The sequence below is a fragment of the Rhodococcus sp. NPDC057014 genome (assembly GCF_042673295.1).
Classification (GTDB): domain Bacteria; phylum Actinomycetota; class Actinomycetes; order Mycobacteriales; family Mycobacteriaceae; genus Rhodococcus_F.
Genome location: NZ_JBHUSF010000009.1, coordinates 63,093 through 73,846, shown reverse-complemented (window position 1 = coordinate 73,846; position 10,754 = coordinate 63,093). Strand labels below are relative to the sequence as shown.

At 69.4% G+C, this 10,754-nt stretch carries 10 protein-coding genes; 5 read left to right on the top strand and 5 right to left on the bottom strand.

What is annotated here, in order from left to right; all coding sequences use genetic code 11:
- Positions 1–409: enoyl-CoA hydratase-related protein (locus ACFTZB_RS03490; RefSeq protein ID WP_378430106.1), on the bottom strand; the 409-nt coding region annotated here is incomplete at its 3' end.
- A 79-nt stretch (positions 410–488) separates the two neighbouring features.
- Between ACFTZB_RS03490 and ACFTZB_RS03485 the strand changes: the two genes are divergently transcribed.
- The 3 genes from ACFTZB_RS03485 to ACFTZB_RS03475 are packed head-to-tail and all read left to right on the top strand — an operon-like array spanning position 489 to position 3,744.
- Positions 489–1,100, top strand: a complete 612-nt coding sequence (locus ACFTZB_RS03485) for a TetR/AcrR family transcriptional regulator (RefSeq protein ID WP_378430105.1) — start codon at positions 489–491, stop codon at positions 1,098–1,100.
- Positions 1,097–2,734 carry an acyl-CoA dehydrogenase family protein gene (locus tag ACFTZB_RS03480; protein ID WP_378430104.1) on the top strand — a complete coding sequence of 546 codons (1,638 nt, stop codon included), beginning with the start codon at positions 1,097–1,099 and terminating at the stop codon, positions 2,732–2,734. Before ACFTZB_RS03485 ends, ACFTZB_RS03480 begins: the two co-directional genes overlap by 4 nt.
- Positions 2,731–3,744 (top strand): crotonase/enoyl-CoA hydratase family protein, encoded by a 1,014-nt coding sequence (locus ACFTZB_RS03475; RefSeq protein ID WP_378430103.1) that lies wholly within the window; start codon positions 2,731–2,733, stop codon positions 3,742–3,744. Before ACFTZB_RS03480 ends, ACFTZB_RS03475 begins: the two co-directional genes overlap by 4 nt.
- Before the next feature lie 24 nt (positions 3,745–3,768).
- Here the strand turns inward: ACFTZB_RS03475 and ACFTZB_RS03470 are convergent, their stop codons facing one another.
- Entirely contained in the window at positions 3,769–3,891 is a 123-nt protein-coding gene (locus tag ACFTZB_RS03470; protein WP_378430102.1) for a hypothetical protein, read from the bottom strand.
- A 326-nt stretch (positions 3,892–4,217) separates the two neighbouring features.
- On the opposite strand from ACFTZB_RS03470, the gene ACFTZB_RS03465 reads away from it, so the two are divergent.
- Complete coding sequence (locus tag ACFTZB_RS03465; protein WP_378430101.1) at positions 4,218–6,041, top strand: NAD(P)-binding domain-containing protein; 1,824 nt, start codon at positions 4,218–4,220, stop codon at positions 6,039–6,041.
- 101 nt (positions 6,042–6,142) lie between these two features.
- On the opposite strand, the gene ACFTZB_RS03460 is transcribed toward ACFTZB_RS03465, so the two are convergent.
- The gene (locus ACFTZB_RS03460; protein ID WP_378430100.1) at positions 6,143–6,577 is read right to left on the bottom strand and encodes an SRPBCC family protein; all 435 of its coding nucleotides are present in this window, start codon (positions 6,575–6,577) and stop codon (positions 6,143–6,145) included.
- Positions 6,578–6,586: 9 nt separating this feature from the next.
- The gene (locus ACFTZB_RS03455; RefSeq protein WP_005248611.1) at positions 6,587–6,886 is read right to left on the bottom strand and encodes a DUF4193 domain-containing protein; all 300 of its coding nucleotides are present in this window, start codon (positions 6,884–6,886) and stop codon (positions 6,587–6,589) included.
- A 460-nt stretch (positions 6,887–7,346) separates the two neighbouring features.
- Between ACFTZB_RS03455 and ACFTZB_RS03450 the strand changes: the two genes are divergently transcribed.
- On the top strand, positions 7,347–8,357 hold the full coding sequence (locus tag ACFTZB_RS03450; RefSeq protein WP_378430099.1) for an iron-siderophore ABC transporter substrate-binding protein: 1,011 nt from the start codon (positions 7,347–7,349) through the stop codon (positions 8,355–8,357).
- A 4-nt stretch (positions 8,358–8,361) separates the two neighbouring features.
- Here the strand turns inward: ACFTZB_RS03450 and ACFTZB_RS03445 are convergent, their stop codons facing one another.
- Positions 8,362–10,746, bottom strand: a complete 2,385-nt coding sequence (locus ACFTZB_RS03445; protein ID WP_378430098.1) for a glutamate--cysteine ligase — start codon at positions 10,744–10,746, stop codon at positions 8,362–8,364.
- Positions 10,747–10,754 lie beyond the last annotated feature (8 nt).

The following is a 10,754-nucleotide window of genomic DNA, read 5'->3' as shown; positions in this document are numbered from 1 at the left end:
GCACCCCCCAGCGGCGGCAGAACACTCCGAGGACGGCGTCCGCGCCGGCGACCCGCAGGTCCGCCCACAGCGCGAGTTCGAGTCCACCCGCCACCGCGTGCCCGTCGATCGCGGCGATCACCGGTTTCGCCAGCCGCATTCGGGAGATGCCCATCGGTGCGTCGCCGTCGGGTGCCACCCGGTTCCCGCTACCGGAGCTGATGGCCTTGAGATCGGCTCCGGCGCAGAATGTTCCGCCCTCGCCGTGCAGCACGGCGACGGACGCGTCCCCGTCCGCGTCGAAGGCGCGGAAGGCGTCGGCGAGCGCCTCGGCGGTGGGCCGGTCGACGGCGTTGCGGACTTCGGGCCGGTTCAGGCTGATCGTCGTGACCGGGCCGTCCGTGCGGACGAGTACCACGTCGGAAGTCATCGCATGCGCCTTTCCTTGCCGGTGTAGCCGACGCTAGCACCCTTGACGCAAGAACGGAACGGGTGTTCACTCCTTGGGTATGGCCTATCGGCGCACACCCGCGGTCCAGGAACGCCTGGACGCTCTCCGCACCACCCTCCTCGACTCCGCGATCGGGCTGATCGCCCGCGACGGGTACGCGGGGTGCTCCATCTCCGCCGTCGCCGCGGAGGCCGGCGTCGGCACCGGCACCGTCTACCGGCATTTCTCGAACAAGGGTGAACTGTTCGCGGAAGTATTCCGCATCGTCTGCAGTCGCGAGGTGAGCGCCGCCGTCGAATCCGGCAACACCGCCCGTGCCGCCGAGGGTCGTTGCATCGCTGCCGTTTCCGCCTCTGTCGCCACCTTCGCCGAACGCGCGCTGCGCGCACCCACCCTGGCGTACGCACTGCTCGTCGAACCCGTCGACCCGCAGGTCGACACGGAACGCCTGCTGTTCCGCGAGTCGTTCCGCGACGCCCTCGCGGTGGCGATCGCCGGCGCCGTCGAGGCCGGGGAGATCCCGGACCAGGACGCGTCGGTCACGGCCGCCTTCATCGTCGGCGCCATCGGCGAAGCACTGATCCTGCCCCTCGCCCGCGGCGCCGCCGACGCCGCGATCATCCCAGCCCTGCTCACGTTCACCCTTCGATCCCTCGGGAGCCCGACATGAGTGCCACCCACGAGGTCGTCAACCAGGTACCGCCGCTGATCCACTTCGACGCCGCCGACTACGCACCGATTCTCGAAGCGCTGCAACGCGAAGGCGCCCACGACGCGCTCGAAGAATTGCACGACGTCGGACGCCTCGCCGGGAGCGAGGAGGCGCAGCGCTGGGGCGACCTCGCCGAGGCGCACCCTCCCGTCCTGCGCACCCACGACCGCTACGGCAACCGCATCGACGAGGTCGAGTACGACCCGGCCTACCACCAGCTGATGACCACCGCCGTCGAGATGGGCCTGCACGGCGCACCGTGGGCCGACCCGCACCCGCGCGCCCACCTGGTGCGGGCCGCGAAGATGGCGGTGTGGGGCCAGGTCGACGCCGGCCACGGCTGCCCGATCTCCATGACGTACGCCGTCGTCCCCGCCCTCCGGCACAACCGTGAGCTGGCGGAACGGTACGAACCGTTGCTCACCGCCCGGGTCTACGATCCGGCGCTGCACCCTCCGCTCACGAAGGCCGGGCTGATCGCCGGGATGTCGATGACGGAGAAGCAGGGCGGCTCCGACGTCCGCGCGGGCACCACCCGCGCCGTGCCGCAGTCCGACGGCAGCTACCTGCTGACCGGGCACAAGTGGTTCACGTCGGCGCCGATGTCCGATGTGTTCCTGGTGCTGACCCAGGCACCCGGCGGACTGTCGTGCTTCTTCCTGCCGAGAGTGCTGCCGGACGGGACCCGTAACCGAATGCACCTGCAGCGCCTCAAGGACAAACTCGGTAACCACTCCAACGCCAGCAGCGAGGTCGAGTACGACGAGGCCGTGGCCTGGCTCGTCGGCGAAGAAGGTCGCGGGGTTCCGACGATCATCGAAATGGTCAACATGACCCGCCTCGACTGCACGATCGGCACGGCCACCGGCATGCGGGTCGGCACCGCGCAGGCCACGCATCACGCGGTGCACCGCAGCGCGTTCGGCGCCCACCTCGTGGATCAGCCGCTGATGCGGAACGTGCTCGCCGACCTCGCCGTCGAGTCGGAGGCCGCCACGACCGTCGCACTGTGGCTGGCCGCGCTCACCGACCGGGCGACCGCGGGCGACGAGCACGCGAACACCCTCCGCCGCATCTCGCTGTCGGTCAGCAAGTATTTCGTCTGCAAACGCGGGCCGATCCATGCGGCCGAGGCCCTGGAATGCCTGGGCGGCAACGGGTACGTGGAGGAATCCCGGATGCCGCGGCTGTACCGGGAGGCGCCCCTGCTGTCGGTGTGGGAGGGCTCCGGCAACGTCGCCGCCCTGGACACCCTGCGCGCGATGGCCAAACAGCCGGAGACGCTTCAGGTGTTCTTCGACGAACTCGATGCGACCGCGGGCGCCGACGCGCGACTCGACGCCGCCGTCACAAAGCTGAAGTCCGGTTTCGGCGACGTCGGCACGCTCGAGCACCGGGCCCGGCGCGTCGTCGGCGACATGGCACTCGCCCTCCAGGGTTCGCTGCTCGTCCGCCACGGGCACCCGGCGGTGGCCGACGCGTTCTGCGTCAGCCGGCTGTCCGGCGACTGGGGCACCGTGTTCGGCACACTGCCGACCGGCGTCGACACCGCCGCCATCATCGACCGCGCCACCCCCAAGGTGGGGTCATGACCGACCACGCCGGCACCCGCCCGGCCGCCTGGCGCGACGGCTGGGACGAGGGCGCAGACTCCCTGTTCGCGAATCGCGAGCCGGATCGGGCCGACGAGCCGGAGTACCGGACCCTCACGTACGAGGTGACCGGACGCATCGCCCGGATCACGTTCGACCGGCCGGAGCGCGGCAACGCGATCACCGCCGACACCCCCCTCGAACTCGCCGCGACCGTCGAACGCGCCGACCTCGACCCCCGCGTCCACGTGATCCTGCTGTCGGGTCGGGGGAAGGGGTTCTGCGGCGGATACGACCTGGGCGTCTTCGCCGAGAACAGCGGCGGCAGCGGCGGACAGCCCGGCGCGACGACGGGCACCGTGCTCGATCCGATCGTGCAGGCGCGCAACCACGATCCGTTCACCAACTGGGATCCGATGGCCGACTACGCCATGATGAGCCGGTTCAACCGCGGCTTCGCGAGCCTGCTGCACGCGAACAAGCCGACCGTCGCGAAGATCCACGGATTCTGCGTGGCAGGCGGCACCGACATCGCGCTGTACTGCGACCAGATCGTCGCCGCGGACGACACGAAGATCGGCTATCCCCCGACCCGGGTGTGGGGTGTGCCGGCCGCCGGCATGTGGGCGCACCGCCTCGGCGACCAGCGGGCGAAACGACTCCTCCTCACCGGCGACTGCATCACCGGCCGGCAGGCGGCCGAGTGGGGGCTCGCCGTGGAGTCGGCGCCCGCGGACGAGCTCGACCGCCGCACCGAGGACCTCGTCGAGCGGATCGCGCAGATGCCGATCAACCAGCTGATGATGGTCAAACTCGCGCTGAACAGCACGCTGCTCGCGCAGGGCGTCGCCAATTCGACGATGGTGGGCACCGTCTTCGACGGCATGTCCCGGCACACCCGCGAGGGTTATGCGTTCCAACTACGCTCGGCCACCGCCGGATTCCGTGAGGCCGTCCGCGAACGCGACGAGCCGTTCGGCGACCACAAGCAGTCCCGTCCGGGACGCTGATCCACTCCGCAACCACCGGTCGCCTCACGGTTCGGTGCGCGCGGACGCGGCCGCGGCCCGTGCCATGAGCAGGTTGCGTTCACGCCGGGTCGGTGCGGTGGCCGCGGCGTCCAGATGGAGACGGGCCAGCCGCGGATCGTCCCGCACCGCGTCGAGGGCAGCGAGCGCCGCCCTCGAACACCACCCGCGCCCCGGCGCTGGTCGGCTTCAGACCCTGCCCGTCGAGCATGATCCCGGCGTTCACAAGTCCTCGTTGTACGCGCTCATCGCGGCGAGCATCGCCTCCGTCGGGGCGATCTTGTCTTCGTCGGCTCCGGCACCCTCGATCATCACCATGACATCAGCCGTGAGTACTTCTCAACCGCCGGCGGTTAACAAGTACTCACGGGGGCGATTGCAACACGATGCAACGCTTGCCGCCCAGCCCCGACCGGCGTGTGCTGTATGTCACATACCGAGCGAAGGAGAGGTACATGACACAGACGGTCCAGCCGACCGAGGTGCAGACGACCCTGACCCCCCAGGAACGCGTCGACCTGTGGTTGGCGAGCTTCGAATCCGCTCTCGCCGCACGCGACGTCGATCGCGCCGCGGGCATGTTCGCCGTCGACAGTTTCTGGCGGGACCTGGTGGCGTTCACCTGGAACCTCAAGACCGTGGAGGGTCGCGACGCCGTCGCCACCATGCTGCACGCACGCCTCGACGACACCGACCCGACGAACTTCCGCACCACCGAGACCCCCGACGAGGCCGACGGCGTCACGTCCGCGTGGATCGAATTCGAGACCGCGACGGGCCGCGGCAAGGGGCACCTGCGGCTGAAGGACGACGAGGCGTGGACGTTCCTCACCACCATGCAGGAATTGAAAGGCCACGAGGAACGCCGGGGACGGAACCGCGTCAAGGGCGCCGTCCACGGCTCCGGCGGCGACACCCAGAGCTGGGCGGAGAAGCGGGAGAGCGAGGAGCGGGAACTCGGCTACACCCGGCAGCCGTACGTTCTCGTGATCGGCGGCGGCCAGGGCGGCATCGCGCTCGGCGCGCGGCTGCGCCAACTCGGGGTGCCCGCCATCGTCGTCGACAAGAACGAACGCCCCGGCGACCAGTGGCGCAACCGCTACAAGTCGCTGTGCCTGCACGACCCGGTCTGGTACGACCACCTGCCGTACATGCCGTTCCCGGATAACTGGCCGGTGTTCGCGCCGAAGGACAAGATCGGCGACTGGCTCGAGATGTACACGAAGGTGATGGAGATTCCGTACTGGGCGTCCACCACCTGCACGTCCGCGCGGTTCGACGAAGGGACGAAGGAGTGGACCGTCGTCCTAGACCGCGACGGCGAAGAGGTGGTGCTCCACCCGAAGCAGTTGGTGCTCGCCACCGGCATGTCGGGCAAACCGAACGTTCCGACGTTCCCGGGCCAGGACGTCTTCCGCGGCGAACAGCACCACTCGAGCCGGCACCCCGGTCCGGACGCCTACGCCGGGAAGCGTGTCGTCGTCGTGGGAGCCAACAACTCGGCGCACGACATCTGCAAGGCGCTCTTCGAGACCGGCGCCGACGTGACGATGCTCCAGCGGTCGTCGACGCACATCGTGAAGTCGGATTCGCTGATGGACCTCGGCCTCGGCGACCTCTACTCGGAGCGCGCGCTCGCCGCGGGCATGACGACCGAGAAGGCCGACCTCACGTTCGCGTCGCTGCCGTACAAGATCATGCACGAGTTCCAGATCCCGATCTATCAGAAGATCGCCGAACGGGACAAAGACTTCTACGAGCGACTCGAAAAGGCCGGTTTCAAACTCGATTTCGGTGACGACGGTTCCGGTCTGTTCATGAAGTACCTGCGCCGCGGGTCCGGCTACTACATCGACGTCGGCGCGTCCGAACTCGTCGCGGACGGCAGCATCCACCTCGTGTCCGGGCAGGTCGACCACCTCAGCGAGGACGCCGTTGTTCTCACCGACGGCACCGTGTTGCCCGCCGACCTCGTCGTCTACGCCACCGGATACGGGTCGATGAACGGCTGGGCCGCCGACCTCATGGGCCAGGAAGTGGCCGACAAGGTCGGCAAGTGCTGGGGTCTCGGCTCCGACACCACCAAGGACCCCGGGCCGTGGGAGGGCGAACAGCGCAACATGTGGAAGCCCACCCAGCAGGAAGCACTGTGGTTCCACGGCGGCAACCTGCACCAGTCGCGGCACTACTCGCTGTACCTCGCCCTGCAGCTCAAGGCACGGCACGAGGAGATCCCGACACCGGTCTACGGGCTGCAGGAGGTGCATCACCTCAGCTGATCGGTCCCGACACGACGCGGGCGCCTCGCATCGTGCGGGGCGCCCGCACACTATGTGCGGCCAGACTCGGGGCGTCGCCAAATACGCTGTGCGGCGGATTCTTACCTCGCCTCGAGGACCCCGGTCATCTGTTTGACGGTCTTGGCCGCGAGGACCTCGAACGCGAGACGGGCGGCAGGGTCCGCGAAGCGCGCGAGACCGGTGAATTCGAGATGCGCGCGGTACGTGATCGACGTCGAGGCGTCGTCCACCTTCTCGAACGACAGGTCGTCCGACGTGACCGCGGCTCCGTTGCGACCCTCGAAGACGACGTGATCGGGGTCGTCGCGGGTCATGCGGTAGGTGAGTTCGGTGGTGCGCCCGAAGAACGACGACACGTTGTGCCATTCGGTGCCCACCGCCACCGGACCGGGCGTGGTCTGCTCGCACTTCTCGGTCCCGGGATCCCAGGCCGTGGTGTTCGCGAAGTCACGCAGGTATGCGACGACTTCCCCGAGCGGTGAGGCGACGGTGAACGTTCTGCTGACGTCGGCCACGCGGGCCTCCTATGCGCAGTCGCGGCAGATCAGCTGCCCGCCCTCTTCGGACGCGAGACGCGAACGATGATGGACCAGGAAGCAACTGCTGCAAGTGAATTCGTCGGCCCTCTTCGGGACGACGCGGACCGTGAGTTCCTCACCGGACAGGTCGGCGCCGGGCAGTTCGAAGGACTCCGCCGTGTCGGTCTCCTCGACGTCGACGACGGACGACTGCGAGTCGTTCCTCCGTGTCTTCAGTTCTTCGAGCGAGTCCGCGGCGAGTTCGTCGTCGACGGTAACCCGTGGTGCGTCGTAGTCGGTTGCCATGACTTCCTCCCTTTGGCTCATGTTCCCCGTGTCGTGAAATTCCACACTTGCGGGGCACGGTTGCTAGACAACGCACCGATCCCGCATTTTGTTCCCGGGCAGCCGCAGCTGCCCTGTGATTGCGGGATGCCCGTTCCGGGTACCACTCAATCAGCCGATCGGAAGGTGGTCTGTCGATGACGAGTGCACGCGACGAGCTCGGCAATCCCGTGCCCGACCCGGAGCCGGTGCCGCCGTCACCGGGCCCGGCTCCCGTGCCGCCGACGCCGACTCCGCCGCACCCGTTTCCGCCGGAGCCGGGTCCGGAACCCGCGCCTCCCGAGCCGGGACCGCAGCCGGGTCCACCGGGGCCGACGCCCCCGGGTCCGCCGATTCCCGAGCCGACTCCCCCGTACCCGCCACAGATGCACGGTCCGACCCACTCCCTGTAGGTTAGCCTCACCTACAGGGAGGTATGTGGATGCGAACGCTCAACCGTCGCAAGTTCCTGACCGTCACCGCCGGGGTCGGCATGGCCGCCGTCGCCGCAGCGTGCTCGTCCGGCACCGAAGCCGGCGCCGAAGGCGACACCCGCACGGTGACGCACAAGAAGGGAACGACCGAAGTCCCGGGCGACCCCCAGCGGATCGTCACCGTCGGCTACTCCGACCAGGACACGCTCCTCGCGTTCGGGCGCACACCGGTCGGCGTCACCGACTGGTACGGCGACTACCCGGACGCCACCTGGCCCTGGGCCCAGGACGCGCTCGGCGGTGCGCACCCCGCAGTCTTCAACCGCGGACAATTCACCGGGGAGGCGAACTTCGCGTACGAGGAGATCGCGAAACTCGGCCCCGACCTGATCCTCGCGCTGTACATCGACGTCGACGACGACGCGTATCAGCGACTCTCGGCCATCGCGCCCACCGTGACGACATCTCCGGACTACCCCGATTTCGGCATGCCGTGGCAGGACGCCGTCCGCATCGTCGGCACCACCCTCGGCGAGGACCGGAAGGCGGATCAACTCGTCGCCGACGTCGACGACCTGGTCGCGCAGCAGCGCGCCGCCCACCCCGAATTCGAGGGCAAGACGGTCGCGGTGGCCGAACTGGGCGACGCCGGCTCGTTCTACGTCCGCTCCCCGAACGACCCGCGGTCACGCCTGATGACGTCGCTCGGGTTCGTCGTCCCGGAGCAGATCACGCAGCTCGCGGGCGACCAGGACGCGTTCACCATCAGCAAGGAACAGCTGAACATCCTCGACGTCGACGTCCTCGTCTGGAACGTGGGCAGCAGCCCCGGCGCCGAAGCGCAGATCACCGCGGACCCCGTCTATCAGTCGCTGCCGGTGGCGAAGGCCGGACGGGCCGTGTTCGTCGACGACCCCACCGTCTCCGGCGCGCTCACCTGGGGCACCGTCCTCAGCCTTCCCTACGCCGTCGACGCCCTCGTGCCGAAACTCGCGGAGGCCGCCGCCAAACCGGCCTGACCGTTCACTCCGACTCGTCTTCGAGCCGGGTGAGCGCGACCAGCGTCCGGACCCCGTGCACCATGGCGCGTTCGTCGAGGTTGAACCCCGGCTGGTGCAGCTCCTGGGGTGTGCCGATGCCGTCCCACACCCCGAGCCTGGCCATCGCGCCCGGAACCTTCTCGAGGTACCAGGCGAAATCCTCGCCGCCGCTGGACTGATGCGCCTCGCCCAGGTGATCGAAACCGACGACCGATTCGATCGCCTCCCGCAGATCGGCGGTGCAGTCGGGATCGTTGACGACGGGCGGGACACCCTGCCGGTAGGAGAGTTCGTACCGCACGTTGTACGGGGCGAGCAGGTGGCAGATCGCGTCCGTGACCAGCGGTTCGAGCGAGGCCCACGTCTCGCGGGACGCGCTGCGGAGGGTCCCGACCAGTTCACCCGACTCGGGCACGGAGTTCGCGACCTGCCCGGCGGCCACCTTGCCCCAGGTGAGGACGGTCGCGGTGCGGGCGTCGATGCGGCGGTCGAGCACGGACGCGAGCCCGGTCACCAGGACGGCGGCGGCGTGGATCAGATCGCCGGTCAGGTGCGGTCGCGCGGTGTGCCCGCCCGACGACCACAACCGCACGGTGACGGAGTCGTTGGACGAGGTGATCGGCCCGGTCCGGGTGGCGAGCTTGCCGACTTCGAGGTGCGGGTCACAGTGCAGTGCGAAGATCTTCGACACCCCGTCGAGAGCGCCCGCGGCGATCGTGTCGACGGAGCCGCCGGGTGTCGTCTCCTCGGCGGGCTGGAAGATGAGCCGGACCCGGGTCGGCGGCGGGTACTTCACGAGGACCGACGCCGCCCCCATCAGCATCGTGGTGTGGGCGTCGTGACCGCAGGCGTGCGACACCCCGGGGACCGTCGACTCGAACGGCAGGCCCGTCGTCTCGGCGACCGGCAGTGCGTCGAGGTCGGCGCGCAGTGCGACGCACTCACCCGTCTCCGGGCCGAGGTCGCACCACAGGCCGGTGCCGCCGGGCAACACGACGGGTTCGAGGCCGAGACCCATGAGGTGATTGCGCACGATTCCGGTGGTCCGGCGTTCCTCGAACGACAGCTCCGGATGCGCGTGCAGATCCCGGCGCCACTCGATCAGCTTCTTCTCGTCGAGCTCCGTCGACTCCGTCCACGTCATGTCGGCGGTGTCGGCGCGATCCCACAGCCTGGCGCTCCAGTACCGCCGGGTCCGGCGAGCACCGATCGAGGTCGGGTCCGTCCGAAGCGGCGCGGGCGGGACCTCCACCTCCGGGAGGTGTTCGGTGCGGCCCGCCGTCTCCGCGAGCAGCAGGTCGACGACGTCGGTGAGCCGGCCCCGGCGAGCGAGCGCGTGCCGCTGCCGGGCCGCGGAACTCCCGTGGGCGGACGCCTCCGCGGACAACTCCAGCACGGTGTCCCAGTCGCCTGCCTGCTCGAGCTGCGGTCGCAGCGAGTTCACGAAGTCGCCGACGAGGTCCGACGCGGGACGCGCCTGCGGAAACCGCACGTCGACCAACTCCCCCTCCAACCCCGACCGCGCCGCCCGCCACAACGCCGCCCGCGTCAGGGTCGGGACCACCTCGACGCCCTTCGTCCCGGCGCGCAGACCCTCCACCTCGCGTTCGACGAGCGCCCGGAACAGGGCGGCGACGAGCACGACCGTGTCCAGCCGCGGGCAGCTGTCGCACACCCGCAATTCCAGGGTCGGAAGCTTCACCGACGGCCGGACGTCGAAATACGCCATGCCGGGGTCGCTGATCACCCCGCTCGCGACCAGGTCGTCGATCAGGGCGCCGTATTCGACGGCCGAGGAGACCGGCGCGGCCGGACCGGTGCTCGGCCAGCGCAACCACAGAAGCGTCCGCGCGCTGGCATAGCCGGTGTCGGCCCCGTCCGACCGGAACGGCGAACTCGCGCTGAGCGCCAGGAGGACGGGCATGTGCGGAGCGACGCGGTGCGCGACCTGCACGGCCTCGTCACGGTCGGGCAGGTCGACGTGAACCTGGGTGCCGCAGATCAGCTGCTCGCGGGCGAGCACCTGATAGTCCGCGAGCATCCGCCGGTAGCGCTGCGTCCCCGTCACGTGCATCTCGGCGGGCAACGACAGCGGCATCGAGCCCGCGGCCGCGACCCCGATCCCGAGCCCCTCGGCCGCGTCGATCAGCACCGTCCGGTGCCGCTCCAGATCGCTCCGCAGGCCGTCGAGGTCGGCGTACACACCGCTGTTGACCTCGACGACACACTGCTGGAGTTCGTCGACGAACACGTCGTCGGGAAGTCGTGCCAGTAATTCCGGCGCGCGGGTGGTCAGGCGCCGGGTCTTGCGATCGATGAGATGGAATTCCTCTTCGACCCCCACTTTCCGTGGGTCGCTGGCGAGCACGATGGGCC